The sequence below is a fragment of the Bacillus salipaludis genome (genome assembly GCF_030938565.1).
Lineage (GTDB): Bacteria > Bacillota > Bacilli > Bacillales > Cytobacillaceae > Neobacillus > Neobacillus salipaludis_A.
The window spans coordinates 2,860,003-2,884,853 of sequence record NZ_JAVGVR010000001.1; the positions used below are offsets into that span (position 1 = coordinate 2,860,003).

General features: G+C 42.9%; 24 protein-coding genes and 1 pseudogene. 21 read left to right on the forward strand and 4 right to left on the reverse strand.

Going from position 1 to position 24,851, the window contains the following annotated elements; all coding sequences use genetic code 11:
• Position 1 precedes the first annotated feature (1 nt).
• From RCG21_RS14140 to gucD, 13 genes are all read left to right on the forward strand, one after another.
• Positions 2-772 carry a branched-chain amino acid ABC transporter permease gene (locus tag RCG21_RS14140; RefSeq protein WP_308913288.1) on the forward strand — a complete coding sequence of 257 codons (771 nt, stop codon included), beginning with the start codon at positions 2-4 and terminating at the stop codon, positions 770-772.
• Positions 773-792: 20 nt separating this feature from the next.
• Positions 793-984 carry a hypothetical protein gene (locus tag RCG21_RS14145; protein WP_308913289.1) on the forward strand — a complete coding sequence of 64 codons (192 nt, stop codon included), beginning with the start codon at positions 793-795 and terminating at the stop codon, positions 982-984.
• Entirely contained in the window at positions 971-1,741 is a 771-nt protein-coding gene (locus RCG21_RS14150; RefSeq protein ID WP_133333434.1) for an ABC transporter ATP-binding protein, read from the forward strand. The genes RCG21_RS14145 and RCG21_RS14150 overlap by 14 nt, the downstream gene beginning before the upstream one ends.
• Entirely contained in the window at positions 1,738-2,454 is a 717-nt protein-coding gene (locus tag RCG21_RS14155; protein WP_133333433.1) for an ABC transporter ATP-binding protein, read from the forward strand. Before RCG21_RS14150 ends, RCG21_RS14155 begins: the two co-directional genes overlap by 4 nt.
• Before the next feature lie 39 nt (positions 2,455-2,493).
• A complete protein-coding gene (locus RCG21_RS14160) occupies positions 2,494-3,375 on the forward strand; it encodes a dihydrodipicolinate synthase family protein (protein WP_133333432.1) in 882 nt (293 codons plus the stop codon).
• Positions 3,376-3,400: 25 nt separating this feature from the next.
• Positions 3,401-3,718 (forward strand): (2Fe-2S)-binding protein, encoded by a 318-nt coding sequence (locus RCG21_RS14165; RefSeq protein ID WP_372512657.1) that lies wholly within the window; start codon positions 3,401-3,403, stop codon positions 3,716-3,718.
• Positions 3,705-4,046, forward strand: coding sequence for a (2Fe-2S)-binding protein (locus RCG21_RS14170; RefSeq protein ID WP_133333431.1), 342 nt, complete (start codon positions 3,705-3,707; stop codon positions 4,044-4,046). The genes RCG21_RS14165 and RCG21_RS14170 overlap by 14 nt, the downstream gene beginning before the upstream one ends.
• Positions 4,043-5,281, forward strand: coding sequence for an NAD(P)/FAD-dependent oxidoreductase (locus RCG21_RS14175; protein WP_133333430.1), 1,239 nt, complete (start codon positions 4,043-4,045; stop codon positions 5,279-5,281). The genes RCG21_RS14170 and RCG21_RS14175 overlap by 4 nt, the downstream gene beginning before the upstream one ends.
• Positions 5,282-5,404: 123 nt before the next feature.
• Positions 5,405-6,592, forward strand: a complete 1,188-nt coding sequence (locus RCG21_RS14180) for an NAD(P)/FAD-dependent oxidoreductase (protein ID WP_133333429.1) — start codon at positions 5,405-5,407, stop codon at positions 6,590-6,592.
• Positions 6,593-6,611: 19 nt separating this feature from the next.
• Positions 6,612-7,634, forward strand: coding sequence for a proline racemase family protein (locus RCG21_RS14185; RefSeq protein ID WP_133333760.1), 1,023 nt, complete (start codon positions 6,612-6,614; stop codon positions 7,632-7,634).
• A 13-nt stretch (positions 7,635-7,647) separates the two neighbouring features.
• Complete coding sequence (locus RCG21_RS14190; RefSeq protein ID WP_133333428.1) at positions 7,648-8,652, forward strand: proline racemase family protein; 1,005 nt, start codon at positions 7,648-7,650, stop codon at positions 8,650-8,652.
• Between the two features lie 35 nt (positions 8,653-8,687).
• Positions 8,688-9,671 carry an NAD(P)-binding domain-containing protein gene (locus RCG21_RS14195; RefSeq protein WP_133333427.1) on the forward strand — a complete coding sequence of 328 codons (984 nt, stop codon included), beginning with the start codon at positions 8,688-8,690 and terminating at the stop codon, positions 9,669-9,671.
• Positions 9,672-9,697: 26 nt separating this feature from the next.
• Entirely contained in the window at positions 9,698-11,164 is a 1,467-nt protein-coding gene (gene gucD / locus RCG21_RS14200) for an alpha-ketoglutaric semialdehyde dehydrogenase GucD (RefSeq protein ID WP_133333426.1), read from the forward strand.
• A 223-nt stretch (positions 11,165-11,387) separates the two neighbouring features.
• Here gucD and RCG21_RS14205 read toward each other — a convergent pair.
• The 3 genes and pseudogenes from RCG21_RS14205 to RCG21_RS14215 form a co-directional block, all read right to left on the reverse strand.
• A pseudogene (locus RCG21_RS14205) lies at positions 11,388-11,537 on the reverse strand (EamA family transporter); the annotation flags it as partial.
• Between the two features lie 238 nt (positions 11,538-11,775).
• On the reverse strand, positions 11,776-11,982 hold the full coding sequence (locus RCG21_RS14210; RefSeq protein ID WP_308913290.1) for a hypothetical protein: 207 nt from the start codon (positions 11,980-11,982) through the stop codon (positions 11,776-11,778).
• Between the two features lie 104 nt (positions 11,983-12,086).
• Complete coding sequence (locus tag RCG21_RS14215; RefSeq protein ID WP_133333423.1) at positions 12,087-13,349, reverse strand: dicarboxylate/amino acid:cation symporter; 1,263 nt, start codon at positions 13,347-13,349, stop codon at positions 12,087-12,089.
• A gap of 208 nt (positions 13,350-13,557) precedes the next feature.
• Here RCG21_RS14215 and RCG21_RS14220 point away from each other — a divergent pair, with 208 nt between their 5' ends.
• The 7 genes from RCG21_RS14220 to RCG21_RS14250 all read left to right on the forward strand — a co-directional run bounded on the left by RCG21_RS14220 (position 13,558) and on the right by RCG21_RS14250 (position 22,127).
• A complete protein-coding gene (locus RCG21_RS14220) occupies positions 13,558-14,235 on the forward strand; it encodes a response regulator (RefSeq protein WP_308913291.1) in 678 nt (225 codons plus the stop codon).
• A gap of 31 nt (positions 14,236-14,266) precedes the next feature.
• Positions 14,267-15,883, forward strand: coding sequence for a DcuS/MalK family sensor histidine kinase (dcuS, locus tag RCG21_RS14225; protein ID WP_133333421.1), 1,617 nt, complete (start codon positions 14,267-14,269; stop codon positions 15,881-15,883).
• Between the two features lie 90 nt (positions 15,884-15,973).
• Positions 15,974-17,491: a helix-turn-helix domain-containing protein gene (locus RCG21_RS14230; protein WP_133333420.1), complete on the forward strand. Its 1,518-nt coding sequence runs from the start codon at positions 15,974-15,976 to the stop codon at positions 17,489-17,491.
• Between the two features lie 29 nt (positions 17,492-17,520).
• Positions 17,521-17,955 carry an SRPBCC family protein gene (locus RCG21_RS14235; protein WP_133333419.1) on the forward strand — a complete coding sequence of 145 codons (435 nt, stop codon included), beginning with the start codon at positions 17,521-17,523 and terminating at the stop codon, positions 17,953-17,955.
• Positions 17,956-18,166: 211 nt separating this feature from the next.
• Entirely contained in the window at positions 18,167-19,837 is a 1,671-nt protein-coding gene (hutU, locus tag RCG21_RS14240; protein WP_133333418.1) for a urocanate hydratase, read from the forward strand.
• 27 nt (positions 19,838-19,864) lie between these two features.
• Positions 19,865-21,163 carry an imidazolonepropionase gene (gene hutI, locus RCG21_RS14245; RefSeq protein ID WP_133333417.1) on the forward strand — a complete coding sequence of 433 codons (1,299 nt, stop codon included), beginning with the start codon at positions 19,865-19,867 and terminating at the stop codon, positions 21,161-21,163.
• Positions 21,135-22,127 carry an agmatinase family protein gene (locus tag RCG21_RS14250; RefSeq protein ID WP_133333416.1) on the forward strand — a complete coding sequence of 331 codons (993 nt, stop codon included), beginning with the start codon at positions 21,135-21,137 and terminating at the stop codon, positions 22,125-22,127. Before hutI ends, RCG21_RS14250 begins: the two co-directional genes overlap by 29 nt.
• A 72-nt stretch (positions 22,128-22,199) precedes the next feature.
• Here the strand turns inward: RCG21_RS14250 and RCG21_RS14255 are convergent, their stop codons facing one another.
• The gene (locus RCG21_RS14255) at positions 22,200-23,120 is read right to left on the reverse strand and encodes a DMT family transporter (RefSeq protein ID WP_133333415.1); all 921 of its coding nucleotides are present in this window, start codon (positions 23,118-23,120) and stop codon (positions 22,200-22,202) included.
• Positions 23,121-23,317: 197 nt separating this feature from the next.
• Between RCG21_RS14255 and argH the strand changes: the two genes are divergently transcribed.
• Positions 23,318-24,808 carry an argininosuccinate lyase gene (gene argH / locus RCG21_RS14260; RefSeq protein ID WP_133333414.1) on the forward strand — a complete coding sequence of 497 codons (1,491 nt, stop codon included), beginning with the start codon at positions 23,318-23,320 and terminating at the stop codon, positions 24,806-24,808.
• Positions 24,809-24,851 lie beyond the last annotated feature (43 nt).

Consider the following 24,851-nt stretch of genomic DNA (forward strand, 5'->3'; position numbering starts at 1 on the left):
TATGGACAAGACAGTTCAAAAAAACTCTTTGAAAATAGCAGCCCTTTGTGTACTCATTCTCTTAATGGCATGCCTGCCCTTAATTTCAGACAACTATTGGATCGATGTTGCACTGATGGCACTGATTTATATCATTCTTGCATTAGGTTTAAACATTGTCGTTGGTTTTTGCGGCCTGCTAGATTTAGGGTTTTCGGCCTTTTTTGCAGTGGGAGCTTACACAACGGGAATTTTAATGACACAATACCATCTATCCTTTTGGATTGCGATTATTGCTTCCGCAATTCTGTCTGCAATTGCAGGCGTGATTATCGGGGCACCCACACTTCGTCTCAGAAGTGATTACCTGGCGATTGTCACATTAGGGTTTGGCGAAATTGTCCGGATTTCTGCCATAAATCTTCATTTTACCGGCGGTGCATCGGGAATTTACGGGATTCCAAAGCCTTCGATTGGTTCTTTCCAATTAACAGGTCTAACAGGGGTTTATTATCTGGCATTTGTATCTGTCATTTTAATGATCTTTATTGTCAGAAGACTAGGAGATTCACGATTAGGAAGAGCCTGGAAATATATTCGCGAGGACGAAGATGCAGCGGAAGCAATGGGAATTAACCGTTGGAGGACAAAACTATTAGCCTATATTTTTGGAGCGATAGTCGGCGGCTTTGGCGGATCAATTTTTGCGGTAAAAATGACGGCGATTTCTCCGCAGAGTTTTAGCTTTAACCAATCAGCGATGATTTTATTAGCTGTAGTTCTGGGGGGATAGGCAGAATTCCGGGAGTGGTATTGGGTGCAGTATTTGTCATTCTCCTTCCGGAAGTGATGCGTGATTTTTCCGACTGGCGCCTGCTAATCTTTGGCGGACTCCTCGTGGTCATGATGATTTTCCGTCCGGAAGGAATCTGGCCGTCCGCAAAGGAAAGGGCATCGGTTTCAGCAGGAAAAGAAACGGAGGCGGATCGCCATGTCGCTGGTTAGTATCGAAAATGTAACCTTACAGTTCGGTGGCCTGAAGGCGGTTGATAATGTCAGTTTCACGATTGAAAAAGGTAAAATTATCGGGCTTGTTGGACCGAACGGGGCTGGAAAAACCTCGATGTTCAACATCATTACAGGGTTCTACAAACCTAGCAAAGGAAATATCATTTTCGATGGTAATAATATTGTCCGGAAAAAGCCAAGTAAAATCACCGAATTGGGCATGGCTCGAACCTTTCAAAATATCCGTCTTTTTCCGTCGTTGACGGTGCTTGAAAATGTAATGAGCGGGATGCACAGCAAAACAAGACAGGGCTATCTAGGAGCTATTTTTCGTACACCCGCGCAAAGAAGAGAAGAAGAATTAATTAAAACCGTTGCGGAATCAGCAATGGAATTTGTCGGCGTTAGTGATTATGCAAACCGCCAAGCGAAAAACCTGCCATATGGGCTGCAACGGAAGGTGGAAATTGCCAGAGCCCTTGCCTCTCAGCCGAAGTTGTTACTGCTTGATGAACCCGCTGCAGGGCTGAATAAAAGTGAACGGGAAGAACTGATTCTGTTGATTAAACGAATTCATAAGGAATATGACCTGACGATTTTTATCATCGAACATGATATTGGCCTTGTTAGTAAATTAGCAGACAATGTAACGGTTTTGGATTATGGGAAAAAAATTGCCGATGGCAGCCCGGAAGAAGTCTTCCAAAATCAACTGGTGATTGAAGCCTATTTAGGAAAGGAGGACGATGAATGAGCACTCCCGTCTTAGAATTAAAGAATGTAGACTCTTATTATGGAAAAATTCAGGCACTAGAACGGGTGAGTGCCGCCATCTATCCTGGAGAAATTGTGACAATGCTTGGTAGTAACGGAGCCGGAAAAAGCACCCTGCTGAAAACCATTTCCGGTCTCGTGAAAAACCAAAATGGTTCAATTACTTTTTTAGGGCAGGAAATCACGAAATTACGTCCTCATGAAATTGTGGAACTGGGAATTGTCCATGTTCCGGAGGGCAGACGGATTTTCGGCACAATGACCGTTCTTGAAAACCTTGAACTGGGTGGCTTTACCCAAAGAAAGAAAAAAAATCATATTAAGGATAATGTGGAAAATATTTTTGAGCTGTTTCCCCGTCTGAGGGAGCGGGCGAAGCAAAAGGCCGGCACGTTGTCTGGCGGGGAACAGCAAATGCTGGCGATTGGCCGAGGATTGATGGTGGAGCCGAAATTGTTGATGCTCGATGAACCGTCAATGGGACTTGCGCCGATTATTGTCAAAGAAATTATGAAGATTATCCGCAATATCAATAACCAAGGGACAACGATTTTGCTGGTTGAACAGAATGCGCGAGCTGCTTTGAAGCTAGCGACAAGGGGTTATGTGCTGGAAACAGGCTCGGTGACGATGGAGGGGTCTGCTGCGGAACTGCAAGAAGATAGTAAAGTGGTTAATGCTTATTTAGCATAAAATAAAAATATTTTTCGAGTTTGAGAGGAGAATGTGGAAATGGCAAAGTTTTCAGGAGTTTATGTCGCGATTATTACACCATTTACAGAGGAATATCAGGTTGATTATAAGAAGTTGGAGGAGCATGTAGATTGGCTGATTAAGGAAGGAGTGCACGGAATTATCCCGGCAGGATCGGTTGGAGAATATGCATCGCTGACTCCTGAGGAGAGGGCAAAGGTTATTGAAACCGTCATTGTTGCGGCAAATGGAAGAGTACCGGTTGTTGTCGGCACGGGTGCGCCGTCTACTGATCAGGCAGCAGGCTGGGCTCGTCATGCAAAAGCTGCTGGTGCGGCCGGAATTATGGCACTGCCGCCGATTAATTATAATCCGACTGAAGCGGAAATTTTTGCTCATTATGAGGCATTATCGGAAGTTGGTATTCCAATTATTGCCTACAACAATCCCCATGATTACAAAGTTGATTTAACACCGGATTTACTAAAAAAATTATCGGCGATTGAAAATGTGGTTGCAGTAAAAGAATTTTCGGGAGATATCCGCCGTGTACATGATATTTTAGCTAAAACTGACTTAGAAGTAATGATTGGTGTTGACGATTTAGCAATGGAAGGTCCGATTGCCGGGGCAACTGGCTGGATTGCCGGATTCCCAAATGTTTTTCCTAGAGAAGGGGTACGAATATTTGAATTGGCATCGCAAGGCAGGGTACAAGAAGCTCTGGAACTCTATCGTCCTTCACTGCCTCTGTATCATTATGATGCAAAACCGCAGCTTGTTCAGGCGATTAAATATTCGATGGAACTTGCCGGCAGACCGGTGGGACCAACTCGTCCGCCGAGAATGCCGCTGCCTGAGAGTGAGCTTCAAAAAATTAAAGAAGCGTTCGAGCAAGCGGTCAGTGTGAAGGTGAATTAATTTGAGGATTTAAGGGGGAGGTAATTTGTCCCCCTATATTCATTGGAAAGCTGGTGTTTTTTTGGAGAAACCGAAAACGGTAGTCTGCCGCTGTGAAGAAGTATATTTGGAGGATTTAATAGAAATAGTTCAGATTCACGGGTGTTCCTCCAGGGAACTAAAACTCCGGACAAGGGCTGGAATGGGGTATTGCGGCGGGCGGACCTGCCGCAACCTGATTGATCGGATTGTTGAAAAACAAACGGGGAAAGAGCGGACGAACGATATTCCGCTAAGGTTTCAGCCGCCTGTCCGACCCATCCAATTTTTTATGATTGGGAATGATTCGAATGGAAAAGAATAATCGGGTGGTCCATCATCCTATTTTGGGAGAATTAAAGATTAAAGGTCTAGTGAATTTTACGTTTAACGATCAGGTATTTAGCGGATTGGAGGGAGAAACGATTGCAGCGGCCCTTCTGGCCAGCGGTGTTCGAACATTACGATGCCAGGAAGAGACGGGTACGCCTCGTGGAATCTATTGTAATATCGGACATTGTTATGAATGTCGAGTTCAAGTGGATGGTAGGACAGGTGTTCGGGCTTGTTTAACCCCAATTCGAAATGGGATGAATGTCCATTCGGGAGAAAAGCTGCCTACTCCTTTTAAGAAAGAGGGCGATACCTTGTGAGGGATGTTCTTATTGTTGGAGCGGGACCAGCAGGTATTTCGTCAGCGATTGTCTGTGCACGTGCTGGAGTAAAAGTGAAGGTGGTCGATGAATTCGTACGACCTGGCGGCAGGCTGCTCGGTCAACTGCACGAAGAACCGGATGGCACCTGGTGGAATGGAATCGAAACGGCTGAACGTCTGATTTCGGAAGCTCGTGAATTGGGTGTGGAATTTGATATGGGTGTTTCGGTTTACAACCTTAAACGGTCGGGGGACGAATGGAAAGTATACACCACAAAGGATACAATCCGGGCTAAAGCATTGCTGCTGGCAACGGGTGCAGCAGAAACGGCACTGCCAATTGCCGGTTGGACCTTGCCGGGGGTAATGTCAATCGGTGCGGCCCAGGTGATGACGAATGTGCATCGGGTACGGCCGGGACAGCGTGGAGTCATTGTCGGGGTCAATATTTTATCTACTGCAATTGCCCGTGAGTTGGAATTAGCTGGGGTTGAAATTGAGTCAATGATGCTTCCGCTGAAAAGTCTGATTACTGAAGATGCTGGTGACCCAGGGAAAGTCCTGGATTCGCTATTGCGTGTTGCCCATCTTGCCCCCTCTAAATTTCTTCGTTTTGGCAGCGGAATGATGAAATCGCCGTCGATGAAACGGTTTGGGTTGAAGTTTTATCCTAAAAGCGGTTTTCGTGTCTGGGGAATTCCAGTCAAGCTGCGGCAGGCTGTGGTTGAAATTGTCGGATCGGAGCAGGTCGAAGGAGTTCGAGTGGTGGATATTGATTTGGATGGAAATCCAGTTGAAAGCACTGAACGTTTGATTGAAGCGGATTTTGTTTGTATTGCTGGCGGCTTGTATCCACTTGTGGAATTAGCAGCTTTGGCCGGATGTTCTTTCCGTTATGTGGAAGAGCTCGGTGGGCATGTTCCCATTCATAGTGAAAAAATGAAAACAGGTCTGAAAGGGCTATATGTTGCCGGAAACATTACCGGAATTGAAAGTGCAAAGGTAGCCATGTCCCAGGGTGAGGTAGCCGGCTATTCGATTGCTGAGGAGCTACTAGGGACTCGCTCATTCGAGGAGCCGCTAAGGGCAGCCCTCGAGAAGGTTGAGGCAACCAGGCAAAAGGCTGACATTCAATTTCATCCCGGGATTGAAAAAGGCAGAGAGCAGGTGGAAATGGCTTTTAAGGTTTGGGAGGCTGAAATGGGGAATCAGCTATACGTGAAAAAAGGGTAATTTCTTTCAAAAAGGATGCATCGCAGATAAAAGTTGAATTTACTCAGATAAAACCAGAAGGATCGCAGATAAAAGTCATTTTTACGCAGATAAATATAAAAGTTTTTCAAAAGAGGGATAACCATGAAAACACATTCAGAGGTTGTAATTATCGGGGGCGGGGTTATTGGGGCCGCGATTGCCTACTATACTTCGAAACTAGGATTCGAAGTGACAGTGATTGAAAAAAAGGAATTGGCCAGCGGTACCTCCTCCCGTTGTGACGGTAATATTTTAGCCATTGACAAAGACCCGGGATTTGATTCGGAAATGTCCCTACATAGTCAAAAATTAGTCCATGAATTAAGCGGGGAGCTGCCATCGGAGTTTGAATACCGTGCACCGGGAAGCATACTTGTCTGTGAGACGGAGGAAGAAATGATGGCCGCCGAAAAATGGGTGGACCGCCAGAATAAAACCGGAGTACCCATGCGCCTGCTTGACCGGGAAGATATCAGACAGGATTCAGTCTACTTTGCCGACGATCTTTTAGGCGGATTGGAATGTCCCTCTGACTCAACCGTAAATCCGTATCTATTAACCTATGCATTATTTGAAGGTGCGCAAAAATTCGGGGCTAGGATCGTAAAAAATACCGAAGTCAGGAGCGTAAATAAAGTGCTGGCGGATGATGTTTTTCATGTTTCAACATCAAACGGCGATTTCACTGCTAAAAAAGTCGTCAATGCCGGTGGGATTTGGGCACCAAAACTGGCTGAAATGGTTGGGCTAGAACTTCCCATCCAGCCGCGTAAGGGCCATATCATTGTAGCTTCTCGCAATCTCCCAATTGGGCTCAGAAAAGTAATGGAATTTGGTTACCTGCTGTCCAAATTCGGCGGGGAGAGGAAGGTCGATGCTGAAACCGAAAAATACGGGGTTGCTTTGGTATTCGAACCAACTGTCAGTCAAAACTTTTTAATCGGAAGCAGCCGGCAATTTGTTGGTTTTGACACGAAAGTTGATATGGATGTCGTCCATTGTATTGCACGGAGGGCAGTTCGATTTTATCCAAAATTGAAGGAAATGAATTTTATCCGGGCCTATGCAGGACTACGCCCGTGGACTCCGGATCACTTACCTGTGATTTCTCATGTGGAGGAAGTTCCCGGTTACTATATTGCGGCCGGTCATGAAGGGGACGGCATTAGTCTTGCAGCAGTAACGGGCAAGTTGATTTCCGAAATGATAGAAGGGCGTGAAAAAACGATTATTCCTGTTGAACCGCTACGTCATGATCGGTTTACGCCTTCATTCACCCTTAAACATTAGAAACGAGGTGGCATAGATGATATCGGCGAAAAAAATGTTTACGACGATTGACACACATACCGGCGGGAACCCAACACGCACGGTAACGAGCGGTGTGCCAAAGCTTACTGGCAACACCATGTCAGAAAAAATGCTGCAAATGAAAAATGAATATGACTGGATTCGTAAATTTTTAATGAATGAACCGCGGGGACATGGGGTTATGTCGGGTGCATTACTAACTGACCCATGTCATCCTGATGCGGACATCGGTGTTATTTTTATCGAAACTGGCGGCTATTTACCGATGTGTGGACATGACACGATTGGCGTTTGTACCGCGTTAATCGAATCGGGGATGGTGGAGGCGGTTGAGCCGGTCACGTACATTACATTGGACACACCGGCAGGCTTGGTCAAAACAGAGATCCTAGTAGAAAGTGGCAAGGCAAAGCAGGTAACATTCCGAAATATAGAGTCTTTCTTATATAAATCGCTAAAGGTTGAAGTAGAAGGTTTTGGTGAAATCGACTGTGATATTGCCTACGGCGGCAATTTTTACGGGATTTTGGACGCAAGGAAGCTAAATTTGGAACTTACCCCTTCAAATGCTTCTGAGATTATAGAAAAAGCAATCAGGATTCGGAAAACAATTAATCAACAGAATGAAATTGTTCATCCTGTTTTTCCGTTTATCCGCGGCTTGACTCATATTGAATTTTATACTGATCCGGTTCATCCGGATGCCAATTTGAAAAATACGGTTGTCGTCCCTCCGGGTGGAATTGACCGCTCCCCTTGCGGAACGGGGACTTCAGCAAAATTAGCTGTACTGTTCAATAAAGGAGATTTGGCCGTAGGTGAAGAATTTGTTCATGAAAGCATCGTCGGTTCATTATTTAAGGCACGAATTTTGGAAACAAGTGAAGTTCAGGGCTATCCGGCAGTCATTCCGGAAATAACCGGATCGGCATGGGTGATGGGTTTCCATACATTCCTTTATAACGAAGAAGACGAATTAAATGAAGGGTTTTTATTAATTCCTGCAGCGGACGATCATTAAGGGGGAGAAATCGGTGAAGTTTACGAAGCATTTTTCAACCGTTGATATGCACACGGGCGGCGAGCCATTTCGAATCATTACATCAGGTGTTCCTTTTTTAAAAGGGGATACCATTTTGGAAAAACGTGCTTATTTTAAAAAATATCACGATGAAGTTCGTCGGGTGTTGATGTTTGAACCAAGGGGCCATCACGGGATGTATGGCTGTGTAATCACTCCGCCGGAACGAGGGGAATCCGATTTCGGTATTCTATTTATGCATAATGAAGGGCTAAGTACAATGTGCGGACATGGAACGATTGCTGCTGTAACATACGCAATTGAAAGTGGGATGGTTGCGGCAACGGGTGAGGAAACACGTGTTGTAATCGACAGCCCTGCTGGGAAGCTGACAGCCTATGCCCAGTGTGAGGGAACAAAAGTAAAGTCCGTATCCTTTGAAAATGTACCATCCTTTGTTTTTATGGAAAACTACCCTGTAGTGGTAGATGGAAAAAATATTTTGGTTGATATTGCTTATGGCGGTGCTTTTTATGCCATTGTCGATGCCAATGAATTTGGCCAAAAGATAGATATTGAACATCTCGCAGCATTACAAAAAATTGGTATGGAGATTAAGCGTAAAATTGAATCGTCCATTGAGGTCGTTCATCCATTTGAACAGGATATTAATGGGATTTACGGAGTTATTTTTACCGATGAGCCCGATCTTGAAGATTCCGATTCGCGCAATGTAACGATTTTTGCTGATGGGCAGGTTGACCGATCCCCATGTGGCAGCGGGACGGGTGCCCGTGTAGCCCTTCTGAAACAAAAAGGTCATCTACAGAAAGGACAGCGATTTGTCCATGAGAGTATTGTGAACAGCCAATTTGCCGCAGAAATTATTGAAGAAACAGAATTTGGTCCTTATTCAGCAGTCATTCCGAAAATTACTGGGAATGCCTTTATTACCGGTATGCACCAATTTGTTGTGGACCCAACAGACCCATTAAGCAGCGGTTTTTTAATAGGATAAGAGACTGCTTGAATGAGAAGAAATGGAGGTAGAGGATGTTAGTTATAAGTGAAGAAGAAATAAAAAAAGCGGTTACCATGGAAGATGTGATGAAAGCTGTAGAGGTGGCACTTGTTGAATATTCAGAGGGAAGAACAGTTACACCGGTTCGCACGGCAATTAGCACTTCCCAAACAGAGGGAACGGCCTTGTTCATGCCATCTTTAGTGGAATACGGAGGCGGTCTAGGGGTTAAATTCGTCTCCGTTTTTCCAAAAAATAAAGACAAAACCATTTACGGTGTCATGGTTTTATCCGATGTAGAAACCGGGCAGCCCTTAGCTTTAATGGAATCTTCTTCCTTAACGGTTTTGAGAACTGGTGCTGCTTCCGGTCTGGCAACAAAGTATCTTGCTAAAGAGGATGCGTTGGTGCTGGGGGTAATTGGGACCGGGAGCCAGGCAAGAGGATTGATTGAAGCGATTTTACATGTTCGGCCTTCGGTTAGGGAAATTCGTTTATATAATCGAACGAAATCAAAAGCATCTGTATTGGCAGAGGAATTAAAGGCTCGCTACCAGGAGAAGTGTCCAGAGATTGTCATTGCGGACGAAGCAGATGAGGCAGTAAGGGCTGCTGATATTATTGTAACGGCGACTACCTCCGAAAGGCCGGTTTTTTCCGCTGAAAGTGTTGCGCTCGGTGTACATATTAACGGGGTGGGATCCTTTAAGCCAAGCATGCAGGAAATACCAACTGAAATTATTACAAGTGCTGCAAAAGTAGTAGTCGAAGCCAAGGAAGCTGCATTGGAGGAATGCGGTGATTTAATTAATCCAATTGAAGCCGGACTTTTTCAAGCAGATGATCTTTATGGAGAATTAGGCGAAATCATAAATGGTATGAGAACTGGAAGAGAATCCAATGAAGAAATTACCGTTTTTAAATCAGTAGGTTTAGCAGCGATGGATGTGGTCGTCGCTAAGGCGATTTATGATAAAGCATTGGAACTGGGGATCGGTCAAAAAGTAAAACTTTAATATTTTAATAGGTGGTGTTTTTGCAAATGCAAACCGAGGTTTTTACAAAAACATATTTTAATTATATTAATGGGGAATGGGTGGAAAGTGAATCTGGCGAGGTGATTAAAAGTATCAGTCCAGCAAACCGCTTTGAAGTGGTCGGAAAGGTGCAAAAATCAACAATTACCGATTTAAAAGCGGCTGTTGACGCAGCCAAAACGGCAAAAAAATCGTGGTGGAAGCTTGGCGGACCTTCTCGGGGAAATTATTTGTTTAAGGTTGCCGACATCTTAGAGGCAAGCCTGGATGACATCGCTGAGACGATGACACGAGAAATGGGAAAAACCTTGCTGGAAGCAAAAGGGGAGACAGCTCGTGGTGTAGCGATCTTGCGCTATTATGCAGGGGAAGGGATGCGCAAATCTGGAGATGTTATCCCATCATCTGATAGCGGTGCGTTAATGTTTACTACCAGGGCTCCATTAGGGGTGGTTGGGGTGATCACACCTTGGAATTTCCCTGTGGCGATACCGATTTGGAAGATTGCACCTGCTTTGATATACGGGAACACAGTTGTTTTTAAACCGGCTACAGAAGCTGCGGTGACGGCGGCTAAAATGGTGGAGTGTTTTGAAAGAGCGGGGCTGCCAAAGGGTGTTTTAAATTTCGTAACAGGCTCAGGCTCGGTGATCGGAAATGGACTTATCGAACATCCCGATATTAATGGAATTACATTTACAGGGTCTTCTGCAACCGGGAAAAGGGTTGGACAAGGGGCCGTTGCCCGCGGTGCGAAATTCCAGCTTGAAATGGGTGGGAAGAACCCGGTGATTGTCACCGAGGATGCAGATTTGGCGAAAGCAGTGGAGGCTGTTATTAGTGGGGGTCTGAAATCAACCGGCCAAAAATGTACCTGCACGAGCCGGGTGATTGTTCACGAAAAGGTGTATGAGGCGTTTAAGGAATTGTTACTTGAGAAGGTTCGCAGTATTAAGGTTGGAGACGGGCTTTCTGAAGGTACGTGGATGGGACCTTGTGCGAGTGAGAGCCAGTTAAATACCGTTAAGTATTATATTAAAGTGGCGAAGAAGGAAGGCGCCGTCTTGCTTTGCGGAGGAGATCAGCCTGTTGATCCGAGGTTGAAGGATGGTTTTTATATCAATCCTACCGTTTTTGAGGGTGTCACCACGGATATGGCAATTGCGCAGGAAGAGATTTTTGGGCCTGTGCTCGCGTTAATCAAGGTAGATTCACTGGAAGAAGCGATAGAAATCGCCAATGATTCAGAATACGGATTAAGTGCTTCCATTTTTACCGCCAATATTGGCAAAATGCTAACATTTATTGATGATATGGAAGCGGGCTTGGTGAGGATCAATGCCGAAAGTGCCGGCGTCGAACTTCAAGCCCCATTCGGCGGAATGAAATCATCCTCCTCCGGCTCACGCGAACAAGGCGAAGCCGCCAAAGAATTCTTCACCGCCATCAAAACTGTGTTCGTAAAAGGATAAAAAGGTAGTAAAAAAGGTGACAAAAAAAGGTGACAGGCACCGCTCGTGGACAATTCGGCAGTTTTGTCCGTTGTGGGTGGATGGAAAATCTTGTTTAAACAAAAATAAAACCAAGGTTGTGAGTTGACTATTTCGTCATTTCACAACCTTGGTTTGTTTTGTTGGTCCCTTTTTTTAATAAATACTTTTTAACATCAAATTCAGCTGTAAGGACACCTAATTAGACTAATGATGCACCCAAATATCCTTTTGCCGTCAGCATTTCGTCTGCGAAAGCAAAAGCGAAGAAAGCTGCAAACACGGGTTCCATTGAAAAAAGCAGCCCTGTATGGGTTGGAGTCGTATATTTTTGGGCAATGGTTTGCACGACAAATCGTGCATCTAGAAAATTTGTTTAATATATTCAATCCTATGTAAACGCCTTTAATCCAAAGTAAAAGCTTAGAATAAGCAATTCCAAGCTTTACTTCTATTAAAATATTATTGAGTGTACTTTCCACGTGTACAAAAATGGGCAATTGTCCACGAACGGTGACAGGCACCGTGTGAAAGTTTCACAAATTTGAAGGTGCAATCTAAGAAAGCTTGTCTAACATCAGCGCGATAAGAATTTAATAAAAAGTAGGAAATGAAGCCCCAGGTGGTCTCCAGCTAGTAGTCCCATAATTACCATAGTTCATATGTTGCATATATGGCATTTGTTGATTGTGAGGATTGGAGTGATGATGGTGTGAGTGACTATGGATATGATGGTTGTATTGTGCCATACATGCTCCAGGTTGTCCAGGATGTGGTCCTGTTGTAATATTTTGAGTCAATTGCTGCACCTCTTTCATATTGTATTATTCCTTATAGTATGAAACGAATTAAATTTTGTTACAAAAAGAGAGTGGAGCTTGGTTTCCAAGCTCCACCCTCCTTTTTATGCGCTGATGGTTACATCAGCTTCTTCTGTTTCACCTTGTGGGTGGAATTCTTTTTCCATTTTTGAAACAACGACTGTTGCTACGCCGTTTCCGATTAGGTTGGTGATGGCACGTGCTTCGGACATGAAGCGATCGACACCTAGTAGAAGGGCAATTCCTTCAACCGGAATAACCGGAAAAGCTGAAAGGGTAGCGGCAAGGGTAATGAAACCTGATCCGGTTACACCTGCTGCACCTTTAGAAGTCAGCATTAAAATTCCGAGTAAAGTGATCTGATGCCAAATCGTAATATCAACATGATAGGCTTGTGCAATAAAGATCGCTGCCATTGAAAGGTAGATGGCGGTGCCATCCAAATTAAATGAATATCCAGTTGGAACAACAAGACCTACAACAGACTTTGAGCAACCGTATTTTTCAAGACGTTCCATCATTCTTGGTAAAGCGGATTCAGAAGAAGAAGTACCTAATACCAATAAAATTTCCTCTTTAATATAGGCGATGAATTTTAAAATATTAAAGCCGTAAAACTTTGCAACCGCTCCTAAAACAAAGACAATAAAGATAAACATCGTCAAGTAGACGCTTCCCATCAATTTGCCAAGCGAAACTAAAGAGCCAAGACCAAAATTACCAATCGTATATGCCATTGCACCAAATGCTGCAACTGGAGAAAACTTCATAACGATATTAACAATTTTAAAGAAGATTTCGGTTAAATCTTCAAACAATGCAACAACTCGCTTCCCTTTTTCTCCAAACGATGCAAGCGCAATTCCAAAAAGAACGGAGAAGAATAGGATCGGCAGGAGCTCGCCATTTGCCATAGCGGCAACAAAATTATCCGGAATAATTCCCAAAATAAACTCGACAAATCCATGACTGCTTTCTTTTGCTTGCTCTGTAAATTGTGCAACATCACTTGCTTTTGCGCCATGAGTATCAAAACCGGAACCAGGCTTAAGGATATTGACAAGCAATAAACCAATTCCTAAAGCGATAGTCGAAATAATTTCAAAATAAAGGAGGGCTTTACCGCCAATTCGGCCAACCTTTTTCAAATCTCCCATATTTCCAATTCCAATAACAATCGTGAAAAAGACAATTGGAGCAATCACCATTTTAATCAGTTTAATAAAAATATCCGCTAAAACCTTTAATTCAGACCCGAATTTCGGAAACAAGAAACCAACAATAACTCCAAGAAGAATACCTGTCAAAACTTGGACCGTTAAATTTTTAAAATTAATCTTCTTCATTGTTACACCCCTTTTTTAATTTTGGTATCGCTTTCATCCCGTCTATCTACATGATAAAAGAAAATTCAGAAAAGATTATATTTTGGTCATATTGGTCTTATTGTTCCTTTTGTTATCTAAAAATTCTTGGAAATAGTGTTTATTCAATTTACTATATTGATAAAATAGGTGATGATAGTAATAGATTATAAAACCAGGGGGAACAGCGTTGTTTCCATTCAAGGTAATTTTAGTAGAAGATGATCCAATGGTTCGGGAAGTACACCGCCAGTTTATTGAAAGAATTGAAGAATTTACAATCATTGGGACTGCTACAAACGGGCTTGAGGGACTTGCATTAATAAAAGAATCCAAACCAGACTTGGCCATTATCGATATATACATGCCCCATGTAAATGGCTTGGAAATGGTAAGAGAATTACGATCAGAAGATTTATTGGTCGATGTGATAGCGATAACAGCTGCGAACGATATTGAAACCGTTCACCGTGTCCTCCAGCAGGGAGCCATTGACTATATTATGAAACCCTTTACGTTTGAGAGAATCAAAAAGTCTCTTGAAAACTATAAAGGATATCGCATGAAATTGAAGGAAAAAGATGCTCTTGGACAGGATGAGTTAGATCAGCTGTTATTTTTAAAAAATAAAGAAGACCAGGAAATGGAGAACCTGCCGAAAGGGTTAAACCCAAATACATTAATTAAAATTACAAGCTACCTTTCACTCCAAAAAACACCTGTTTCTGCTGAGGAAGTGGCAGAAGGCATTGGGATAGCCCGGGTAACAGCACGAAGATATCTTGATTTTTTGGAAAAGGAAGGGAAAGTAAAGATACATGTTCATTATGGCGGGGTAGGAAGACCGGTTAATCGGTACGGAATTTAACATCACAAGGTTTGGAGAAGGGGAGAACATCGTGGAAGGCCTTGTATATAATAGACTCTCAAAGCCGAAGCTTCGCCTGCAATCAGTCATTACGTTAATGGTTTGCGTTGTCGTAGTCTTGGCATTTCTCGTAACCGATTTACTGATCACCTACCGGATAACGAGTGAAACGGAAAAAACTCAAGCAAACAAAGCAACTCAAATTGCGAAAATCGTCGCTCAGACTCCACTTGTGATCGACGGGCTTACTGGAAAGGCGGATGAAAAGGAAATTCAAGCATTTGCCAGTCAAATAAGACAATCTACACAGGTTGAGTTTGTGGTAGTGATGGATATGAACGGAATCCGAAAATCCCATCCGAATAAAGACAAAATTGGCCAGCATTTTGTTGGTGGAGATGAAAAGGCTGTCCTGAAAGGAAAAGAACATGTTTCGATAGCCACAGGGACATTGGGAGTTTCATTACGTTCGTTCATCCCCATCTACGATAAAAGCCACACGCAGGTTGGGGCTGTTGCCGTCGGGATTTCTTTAGAAAAGGTTAATCAAGCGGTTGCACAAAGCCGGAATATAATCATTATCGGCACGTTTTTTGGAATATTGGTCGGAATTATCGGGGCCCTTTTTCTTGCAAGAAAAATCAAAAGAATATTATTTGGACTTGAACCAAATGAAATCGCCAAAATACTCGAGGAAAGAAGTATGATGCTCCAGTCTACTAGAGAAGGGATGCTTGCGGTTGACCAAAGGGGCAGAATAACGTTAGTAAATAATGAAGCCATTCGGCTTTTTGAAAAAGCGGGAATTCAGGATCCACCGCTTGGAAGAAAAATTGACGGGTATTTACCTAATTCAAGGCTGACCTCTGTTTTGAAATCTGGGGAGCATCATTATGATCAGGAGCAGGACATTGGCGGTGTGACGATAATAACGAACCGGGTTCCGATCATCGTGAAAGGAAAAATTGTCGGTGCCATTGCAACCTTTCGTGAAAAAACTGAAATCAAGCAGTTGGCGGAACAATTAACCGGGGTTAAGCTTTATGCGGAAGCATTACGTACCCAGTCGCATGAATTTATGAATAAATTACACGTGATTTCAGGGTTAATTCATATGAAAAATTATGAAATGGTTTCTTCGTATATAACCGATCTTGTTGATCATCAACAGACCGAAGTGAACTTTGTTGTCAGCAGGTTTAAGGACCCGGTATTGGCCGGATTTCTTTTAGGTAAGTTAAGCTACGCTAGGGAAAATGGCTGTGAATTGACCATTGATGGAGAGGGAATTTTACCTGAACCACGCCGCCAAGAGACAACACATGAATTGGTAACAATTCTAGGAAACCTGATTGACAATGCGTTGGATGCAGTGAAGGATTGTTTGATTAAAACGGTTACCCTTCGGTTTGATTACTACGAGGGTCAGCTTGTATTAGAGATTCACGATACCGGAAAAGGTATTAAAGATGAGCAGGTGGATGATCTTTTTATAAAAGGCTTCTCCACTAAAGGGCATAATAGAGGTATCGGATTGTATTTAGTCAAGCAAAGCATCGAAGCCCTAAATGGAGCGATTGAAATCATTTCAACAGAAGGTAAAGGCACCACCTTTATCGTCTCCTTACCGTATCATGACAAAAAATAGTGTCCATTGGAGACGGACAAATTGGTGTGAAAGTCCACGGACGGTGCCTGTCACCGTATTGTATCACCGTATTGGAAGGGGGTCCCACAGGTGGAGGGTAATTGGTTAATTGTGGATCGGGATTTGAATGAGCGGGAGGGGTTGAAGTGGTGGTTGAGGACGTCTTCGATTCCGGTTACGAATATTCATTTAGCTTCTAGTTATCAGGAGTTTGTTGTGATATTTGAGCAGGAAATTCCGGATGTTGTGGTGATGGAGCTGGATATGATCGGAAGGGAGGATTGGTCCTCCTTTCGAGAGTTGATACAAATTTACGATCCAACTTTGGTCTTAACCAGTGCCGAGGCAACCTTTGAAAAGGCACGACTTGCGATAGATATGCAGGCGTTAGACCTGATGATTAAGCCTTTTTCGACCACAAAGGTAAATTCCGCCTTTCAAAAGGCATCAAGAAGCATCGGGAGAAAAAAAAATGCAATTGGCGCTAACCATCCAAATTCATACAAAGATCTATCCTATGAAGCCCTGTTTATCTCACAGCCATCCCTAGTTGAAGATTATCATATAGCGGCATTTAAAACGGAAAATGCTGAGACTATCGGCACATTGAGTTCCTTTCTGTCCGAATTTCCATTTAAAGACCTACATGGTGTCTTCGCTCTGAGTGAATTGGTTGTCTTATTGTTTCAAGAATCATGCCCAAATATAACGGAACAATGCCAAAAAGCGATGAGAAGATGGGATGAGGAATTTTCTGAACCGCTTGCGATTGTGGTTTATACAGGGAAAAATCCAGCTGTGACGCTAAACCAAAAATATCTTCAAACCCAGAAAATGCTTGAATTTACTTATTATCAAGGCTACAAACAGGTAGTTGAATTCGAATACTCTCCGGACTGGGTGCATATGGATCCGTTTTTAACCCCGCCCGAACAGCGGACCTGGATTGATATGCTGACTAATTTTGATTTAGAAAAAATAAAAAAATGGCTGTATGATGAATTTCTCCAGTTGCAAAATCCATATCCAGATCCCGGTCTGGTCAGAATTAGGTTGACAAGTATACTTGCCCAAATCAGGAGATATATGCAAACCTTTAATCTAGATGACCAGTCGCTTTATGAGCGCGAGTACCGATATATTTTTAATTCGATTTTATATGATACGGTTTTATATCGAACAGTACAGAACCTAATTCTCTTTATTCAAAAGATCTTTATTGGAGCTGAAGCCAGTTCACGAAACTTCAAACAAGATCCAATCGAACGGGGAATCTCCTATATGGAAGCCAATTTTTCCAACACGAATTTTAGGCTAGAAGATGTGGCGCATTATGTCGACCGCAACCCGTCTTATTTCAGCCATCTTCTTATCTCAAAAACCGGAAAAGGCTTTACCGAAGTCCTCGCAGGCATACGGATGAAGGAAGCAAAACGGCTGCTCATCGAGACAAGGAAGCCAGTAAAAGAGATTGCCTATCTTGTCGGCTATCAAAATACCAATTATTTTAGCCGGATTTTCAAAGAAACATCCGGGATGTCACCAAGGGAATTCCGCCTGAATAAAGCGGAAAATTTGAATAGCGACAAGGAGCAAGCAGAAAACTAGTGATAAAAACAATATGAAGAGGGATTAGAATGGTCGATGTTCGAACGGAAATCATCATTAATTCTCCAATAGATAAAGTAGCTCATTTTGCAGGAGATCCTGACAATGCACCAAAATGGTATGTAAACATTAGATCTGTGGAATGGAAAACACCAAAACCTTTGATTTGCGGCTCGAAAATTGCCTTCAAAGCGGAATTCCTCGGACGGCGGCTTGAGTATACGTATGAGATCGCAGAATATATTTCAGGACAAAAGCTCGTCATGAGAACGGCACATGGACCTTTTCCCATGGAAACGACCTATACATGGGAAAAGCTGGACACAGCTTCCACAAGGATGACATTAAAGAATGCTGGGAATCCAAGCGGTTTTTCGAAAATCTTCGCACCGTTTATGGGGAAAATGATGAAACGGGAAAATCAGAAGGACTTACAAAGACTGAAAAATATACTTGAAACATGAAAGGCCGCCGCTGAGGGCGGTCATTTTTATGCGGAAATATAAATATAATATATGTTCCTAAAAATTTTATAGATAAAGACCGAGAATATTTATATAAACACCCCTGAAATCAAAAAATACTTTCCTTTTTCTAATGTTTTATTCGTATTTTTCAGAAGATTATCTTTTTATAATGAAATCAGAGTTAAACATTAACTAAGGGGTGTAAAAAATGACAAAGACATCTGAAAAAAGAGTAATCAAAAATTATAAAGGCACTGAACTCCATGCAAAGGGCTGGATCCAAGAAGCAGCACTACGTATGTTATATAATAACTTAGATCAAGAAGTAGCAGAAAGACCAGAAGATCTTGTTGTATACGGCGGGATTGGGAAAGCAGCTCGTAACTGGGAATCTTTTGATGCAATTGTGAAAACGCTTTTAGAGCTTGAAGATGATGAAACCATGCTAGTTCAATCAGGTAAGCCAGTCGTTGTTTGGAAATCTCACAAAGATGCACCACGCGTATTGCTTGCTAACTCAAACCTTGTACCTGCATGGGCAAACTGGGAGCACTTCCACGAGCTTGATAAAAAAGGCTTGATGATGTACGGTCAAATGACTGCTGGAAGCTGGATCTATATCGGAAGCCAGGGAATTGTTCAAGGAACTTACGAAACATTTGCAGAGCTTGCTCGTCAAGAGTTCGGCGGTTCATTAAAACATACTATCACTTTAACAGCTGGTCTAGGTGGTATGGGTGGGGCGCAGCCACTTGCAGTAACAATGAATGACGGCGTATGTATCGGCATCGATGTAGATGAGTGGAGAATTGATCGTCGTATTGAAACTAGATACTTAGATGTAAAAACAAATGACCTTGATGAAGCATTGAAATTAGCGTTTGAAGCAAAGAAAGAAGGAAAAGGGCTTTCAATCGGGCTTATTGGCAACGCAGCAGAAATTTTACCATTAATGATTGAAAAAGGCTTTAACCCAGATGTATTAACAGACCAAACTTCTGCACACGATCCACTTAACGGATATGTACCAGTTGGCTATTCTTTAGAAGAAGCTGATAAATTAAGAAAAGAAGATCCAACATTATATGTGAAGCTTTCAAAACAAAGCATGGCAACACATGTAAAAGCAATGTTAGAAATGCAACAAAAAGGCGCTGTTACATTTGACTACGGTAACAACATCCGTCAAGTGGCAAAAGACGAAGGCGTTGAAAATGCATTCGATTTCCCTGGATTCGTTCCAGCGTACATCCGTCCATTGTTCTGTGAAGGTAAAGGACCTTTCCGCTGGGCAGCATTATCTGGAGATCCAGAAGATATCCGTAAAATTGACGAAGCATTACTTCGTGTATACAAAGATGATGAGCACCTTTGCAAATGGGTTAAGATGGCACAAGAAAGAATTGCTTTCCAAGGACTTCCTGCACGTATTTGCTGGTTAGGTTATGGTGAAAGAGCACGCTTTGGTAAAATCATTAACGACATGGTTGCATCAGGTGAAGTTTCAGCTCCAATCGTTATCGGTCGTGACCACTTAGATGCTGGTTCCGTTGCATCTCCAAACCGTGAAACTGAAAGCATGATGGACGGTTCTGATGCGGTATCTGACTGGCCAATCCTTAATGCCATGATCAACGCAGTTGGCGGCGCAAGCTGGATTTCCTTACACCATGGCGGCGGCGTAGGTATGGGATATTCACAACACTCTGGTATGGTTATCGTTGCTGACGGTACAAAAGAAGCAGAAGCACGCTTAGAGCGCGTATTAACAACGGACCCTGGTATGGGTGTAGTTCGTCACGCTGATGCAGGTTATGAAATTGCAATCAAAACTGCAAAAGAAAAAGGCATCAAAATGCCAATGTTAAAGCAAGACTAAGACCTGACCGAAAGGAATTGAAAACGAATGAGTAAAGCACTTTTTATCAGAAATGCTTCTCAGCTCGTTACCTTACAGGGGAGCTCAAAGGCTCCCCTTGTTAAGGATGCGATGTCTGAGCTTAAAATTATTGAAAACGGCAGCGTTTGGATTGAAGATGGTGTTATTCAAGCAGTTGGTACAGATTCAGAACTAAAAGCTAAGTATGCATCACGTTTGGCTGATGCAGAAGTTGTTGATGCGACCGGCAAGCTTGTAACACCTGGTTTAGTTGATCCGCATACACATGTTGTGTTTGCCGGAAGCCGTGAAAACGAGTTTAATATGCGTCTTCAAGGGGCTAGCTATATGGACATCATGAATGCCGGAGGCGGGATTCATGCGACAACACGCGCAACGCAGGCAGCTAGCCATGAACAGCTTTTTGCAGAGAGCTATGAACGTTTGAATCAGTTTTTGCGTCACGGCGTTACAACAGTCGAGGCAAAAAGCGGCTACGGTATGGAGTGGGCAACTGAATTAAAACAGCTTGAAGTAGCGAAAGAATTGAACGAAAAGCATGTAATCGATCTTGTTTCTACATTTATGGGTGCACATGCTGTGCCGAAAGAATATAAGGAAAATCCGGAAGAATTCATTGATTTATTGATCAACGAAATGATTCCAAAAGTGGCGGAGCTTGGGCTTGCGGAATTTAATGATGTTTTCTGTGAGTTTGGGGTATTCACACCTGAGCAATCACGGAGAATTCTTGAAGCAGGAAAGAAACACGGATTATTGGCAAAAATTCACGCTGATGAAATTGAGCCATATGAAGGTGCAGAACTTGCCGCAGAAGTTGGAGCCGTTTCAGCTGACCATTTATTAAAGGCTTCTGAAAAAGGTATGAAGGCAATGGCTGAAAAAGGCGTTGTCGGTGTATTGCTTCCAGGAACTGCTTACTTTTTAATGGCTGAGTCTGCAAATGGCCGTAAAATGATTGATTTAGGTGTGCCGGTTGCATTATCAACCGACTGTAATCCAGGTTCATCGCCAACAGTTTCACTTCCATTCATTATGAGTTTAGGTTGCTTGAAAATGGGGATGACTCCTGCTGAAGTTCTTGCCGCAACGACGATTAATGCAGCACATGCGGTTAATCGCGCGAGCGAAATCGGTAGCTTGGAAGTCGGCAAAAAAGGCGATGTAACGATTTTTAATGTTCCAAACTATATGAAGCTTCAATACTCCTATGGTGTAAACCACGTAGATACTGTTGTGAAAAATGGTGCAGTGGTTGTCAAGGGAGGTCAGTTGCATGAAAAGCTTCTTGTATCCAAAAATTAACCCACATAGTTTTACATGGGTAAAACCAGAGGGACGTGCTCCCGAGAAGGTTCATGAGTGGATTCAGCCGTTGACTTCGGAGGCAGATCCTGAAAAGTGTAAGTCCGCTGAAGTGGTAGTGGTCGGTGTGCCATTGTCACGTTCTTCAATCAGCGCTTCGGGGGCATCTGAATTCCCAGATGCTTTCCGCCGTGCGTGGAAGGGCTTTACAACATATAATCTTGATGAAGATATTGATTTAGCGGAAATAACAGCACTGGACGTTGGGGACGTCCCAATGCACGTCACCGATATTCGCCGTTGCCATGATAATATCATTGAGGCTTCAGAAGCAATTCATACGCATTTTGATCATTCAAAGGTATGTTCGATTGGCGGGGATCATTCGATTACGGCGATGATGGTGAAAGGACTGCAAAAGGCTAAACCGGGAGAACGGATTGGGATCTTGCAATTTGATACCCATTTTGATTTACGGGATATGAGTGATAACGGGCCATCGAACGGAACACCTATGCGTAATTTGATTGAGAGCGGTGTTGTGAACGGATCGGATATGTACAACATCGGATTGCACGGATTTTTTAATACAAAAGATTTAAAAGAGTACGCTGATGCTCATGGCGTGAACTATATCACCCTTCGCAATGCACGGAAAAAGGGCTTTGAAGCAACAGTTTTAGCATGCTTAGAGGAGCTTGCGGCGAAGGTGGATACAATTTACTTAACAGTTGACATGGATTGCTTGGATGTGGCGTATGCACCAGGGGTACCGGCATCGACACCAGGCGGGCTGACTTCAGCAGAATTACTTGAAGGTGTTCTGGCAGCAGGGAAACATCCTAAAGTTAAGGCTATGGACATCGTCTGCCTTGACCCATTAAAAGATTCTTCCGTCCAGCAAACTGTAAAAATGGGCACACACGTATTCCTCACCTTTGTTAGTGGAGTTATGCTTCGCTAATTCATTAAAGTGCCTGACACCGTCGAAAGACAACTTGTAAAAAATGTCCACCTAGGGTGGACATTTTTTCGTTTATATTGTTTTATTTGACTGGTTGAGAACGACTGGTTTGACAGCCTGTGAAGGCATGTTGGCGATAAAGACGCCGAGTAAGACTAGGATTCCTCCGAAAATTTGCGCTGGGAGAATCCGGTCACCAAGAATAAAATGGGAGGCGATAATCGCGACAAACGGCTGGATATTCATGAACATCGAGGCCGTTCCAGCACCTACCTTTGCTACACCGCCATTCCACCAAAATCCCGCTATACCTTGGGCAATCACTCCCGCACAAATTAATAAAATCCACATAATAGGTGAATGACTGATCACAGATCCGCTGACAAGGTTTTCCACACCTGCGGCCGGTATCATAAGGACACTACCAAGCACAGTGGCATAAACCGTAATGATATAAGAATTTAAGGTTTTAGATAACCGTCGGATATATAAGAGACTAATAGACAAACAAAGCATGGCAACAAAAATATTTAAATCTCCAAATGAAATCCCCAGCGAGCCGCCTGCACCACCAATAATCGAAAATACACCGATTAAACTGATCAATGCCCCTAATGATTTTTTTAACGTCAACCTCACTTTAAAAATAATTCGCTCCAACAGAATGGTAGCAATTGGCGCCAACGCAATGATTAACGAGGCATTAGCCGGTGTTGTGTGATGGAGTCCTGTGAAATAAAAGGTTTGGTTTAAAAGTGTTCCAAAGATTCCGACGCCTAAGAGGGACTTCCACTCGGATCCAGTCGGTTTTCTTATTCCCTTATGAATGAGCGCAACAATGATTAAAAATAGAGAAGTAAAACAAATCCGAACTGTTGATAAAAAAACAGGTGAGAAACCTTTTAACAAGTAAGCACTTACCGGATAGTTACAGCCCCATAAAATGGACACAAGAAACAAACTGATTAATGCTTTAGATTTAAGCATCGACATGATGGTGAACACATACCTTTCCACTGTAGTTGGATTTTAAACTGTTATCCATTATAGCATGGTATTTCGGGAAGCTAAATAAGATTTTTAGAAACTTTTCTTCCAATAGGAAACGGGCATATCTTTATTTTTCACATAAAAATGTTAGTAGAAGAAATGTTTTAAATCAAATGTACGCTAATTTGGAGTTGAAAAATATGAGTAAACGAAAGGATTTTTTGAATAAAGAAGGATTGGTTTTTCCAGGAAAGACTTATGCGGAGGAACTGCTAATCCCAGTCTTTAATGATCAAAGAGATTATTTATTTGAAGCAATGTTTGATATTCACCGTGCCCATATTATCATGTTGAAGGAACAGCAAATCATCAGTGGTGAGGACGCCATAACGATGTTAGAGGGAACAAATAAAGTCGCCAAAACGGATGCATCTCAATTAACCTTTCAGCCTCAATATGAAGATTTATTTTTCATGATGGAGGCGAAAATATCTGAGGAAATCGGCCCCGAACTGGCTGGAAAAATCCACCTTGGCCGGAGCCGGAATGATATGGGAGTGGCTATGTATCGCTTGGTACTAAGGGAGCATTTCTTAAAGTTGTTCAACTCCTGCTATGACTTAAGTGAGATTCTTTTGGAAAAGGCCGAAGAGCATATGGAAACCTATATAACGGGTTATACCCACACACAGCCGGCACAACCGACTACGCTAGGTCACTATTTTCTTGCTATTTATGATGTACTGCAACGGGATATCAAGCGCTTTTGGTCTGCCTATGAAACGGTCAACCAATCTCCGCTTGGGGCAGCGGCGATGACAACCACTGGGTTTCCAATCAGCAGGGTCCGGACCTGTGAGCTGCTGGGGTTTGATCGGCTCGTAGAAAATTCATATGATTCGATTGCAGGTGCGGATTATCTGCTGGAAACAGCGTCGGCATTGATGACTTGCATGGTGAATACAGGACGGTGGATCCAGGATTTTCTCCTACAGGTAACGAGAGAGTATGGAACGTATACGGTTGCTGACCCTTATGTGCAGGTCAGCAGTATCATGCCGCAAAAGAGAAATCCGGTTTCGATTGAGCATTCACGGTCCCTTGCGAGCAGTGCTTTTAGCGAGGCGCAGGCGGTCATGAATATGATTCACAATACACCATTCGGGGATATCGTTGATACCGAGGACGATTTACAGCCGCATCTTTACCGGTCATTTAACCAGGCAAATCGTGTTATGAAGCTGATGTATGCTGTTATTGCTACTCTTCAGGTAAATAAAGATCGTACCAGGGATATGGCGCAAAAATCATGCATTACCATTACGGAATTGGCTGATACCCTTGCAAGAGACTACGGGGTTGGTTTTCGGCAGGCGCATGAAATTGCCAGCAGTATTTCGAAAAAAACAACCGAGGAGCAGAAAGAATTGTCGGATTGGGATATAGAAGAGGTAAATGCGATGATTCAAAAATACGTAGAGGTGAAGGTTACCGAGAAAGTGTGGAATAATATTATTTCTCCAGTTTATTTTGTAAAAATCAGAAGCGTTAGCGGGGGGCCTAGTCCAAACGAAGTGAAGAGAATGATAGAACATAGAAAAGACCGCTTAAAGGATGCGACGGAAAAATTCAGCAATATTGTCCGTAAAATGGACGGAAAAAGGAAGCGCCTGCGGGAATATTTCTTCTGAGATCTGAGAAAAATAGTTTGTTACTATATTAGAAAAATAACCT

Bases quoted from the DNA above. Each gene is read 5' to 3' on its own strand.
- RCG21_RS14140 (WP_308913288.1), top strand. From the start codon at position 2: ATGGACAAGACAGTTCAAAAAAACTCTTTGAAAATAGCAGCCCTTTGT.
- RCG21_RS14150 (WP_133333434.1), top strand. From the start codon at position 971: ATGTCGCTGGTTAGTATCGAAAATGTAACCTTACAGTTCGGTGGCCTG.
- RCG21_RS14155 (WP_133333433.1), top strand. From the start codon at position 1,738: ATGAGCACTCCCGTCTTAGAATTAAAGAATGTAGACTCTTATTATGGA.
- RCG21_RS14160 (WP_133333432.1), top strand. From the start codon at position 2,494: ATGGCAAAGTTTTCAGGAGTTTATGTCGCGATTATTACACCATTTACA.
- RCG21_RS14170 (WP_133333431.1), top strand. From the start codon at position 3,705: ATGGAAAAGAATAATCGGGTGGTCCATCATCCTATTTTGGGAGAATTA.
- RCG21_RS14180 (WP_133333429.1), top strand. From the start codon at position 5,405: ATGAAAACACATTCAGAGGTTGTAATTATCGGGGGCGGGGTTATTGGG.
- RCG21_RS14195 (WP_133333427.1), top strand. From the start codon at position 8,688: ATGTTAGTTATAAGTGAAGAAGAAATAAAAAAAGCGGTTACCATGGAA.
- gucD (WP_133333426.1), top strand. From the start codon at position 9,698: ATGCAAACCGAGGTTTTTACAAAAACATATTTTAATTATATTAATGGG.
- RCG21_RS14215 (WP_133333423.1), bottom strand. From the start codon at position 13,349: ATGAAGAAGATTAATTTTAAAAATTTAACGGTCCAAGTTTTGACAGGT.
- RCG21_RS14235 (WP_133333419.1), top strand. From the start codon at position 17,521: ATGGTCGATGTTCGAACGGAAATCATCATTAATTCTCCAATAGATAAA.
- hutU (WP_133333418.1), top strand. From the start codon at position 18,167: ATGACAAAGACATCTGAAAAAAGAGTAATCAAAAATTATAAAGGCACT.
- hutI (WP_133333417.1), top strand. From the start codon at position 19,865: ATGAGTAAAGCACTTTTTATCAGAAATGCTTCTCAGCTCGTTACCTTA.
- RCG21_RS14250 (WP_133333416.1), top strand. From the start codon at position 21,135: ATGAAAAGCTTCTTGTATCCAAAAATTAACCCACATAGTTTTACATGG.
- RCG21_RS14255 (WP_133333415.1), bottom strand. From the start codon at position 23,120: ATGTCGATGCTTAAATCTAAAGCATTAATCAGTTTGTTTCTTGTGTCC.
- argH (WP_133333414.1), top strand. From the start codon at position 23,318: ATGAGTAAACGAAAGGATTTTTTGAATAAAGAAGGATTGGTTTTTCCA.